This window comes from Oleiphilus sp. HI0079, from assembly GCF_001635105.1.
Genome location: NZ_LWFT01000015.1, coordinates 1 through 861 on the forward strand (window position 1 = coordinate 1; position 861 = coordinate 861).

Consider the following 861-nt stretch of genomic DNA (forward strand, 5'->3'; position numbering starts at 1 on the left):
GGCAGTTTATAAAGAAGTACAGGCTTAACGAAAACCATGACCCTAAACGAAATTTCCAAGACTGTCCTAGACCCCAACAGCTCGAGAAAACAGTTGCACGGTGCACTCGATCAATTTGCACAGATTTGCAGCAAGATATCAAACCTTGAGCCTGATCCGACCTACACAGCATGGTCGGACGATACCTTTTTAAGCCAAGGCGTCGCGATCAATCCAAACGCAGCGGCCTATTGCATCAAGGATTATCAACGCAGCGTGGCGTTTATTCGCGGTGTGTATGGCGCTCTAAAGTGCCTAAGAACACGCGCTGATGCAGCTAGTGAAACGGAGGTGTTGTATGCAGGCTGTGGCCCTTTTGCCACCCTGCTCTTGCCGGTTTTACACCTGTTCGATCCAAGTGAATTACATATTCACCTAATAGATATTCACCAGAGTTCGCTCGACAGTGTAGCAACACTAATATCCTCACTCGGGCTATCAGAGTATCGAATAGAACTCGTTCAAGCAGATGCATGCACATATCAGCATCCTGTTTTGCTCGATCTCGTTATCGTCGAAACCATGCAAAAAGCACTCGAACAGGAACCTCAGCTCGCTGTGACGGCAAACCTAGCTCCACAACTTGCAACAAATGGCATTTTCATACCTGAAGAGATCAATATTGAGCTGTGTCTCGCGCATCTTGATGAAGAACACGCGGCGTGCAAAGCAGGTCAAACACTAAATGAGTTGGAATTGATCAGTGAGGGTAAAAGGCAGCCAATCAGCAAGCTAATGCAACTTTCTGCTTCTAGCGTGTGTGCGTTGACGCATCACAGGCAAGGTACTTTCAACGATCACCCCAAGCAGACAATATCCAAC

At 47.3% G+C, this 861-nt stretch carries 1 protein-coding gene; it reads left to right on the top strand.

Features of this window, described 5'->3' with window-relative positions; all coding sequences use genetic code 11:
- Positions 1-36: 36 nt before the first annotated feature.
- Positions 37-861 (top strand): hypothetical protein (locus tag A3750_RS00425; RefSeq protein WP_068547919.1); only part of this gene is annotated, 825 nt, incomplete at its 3' end.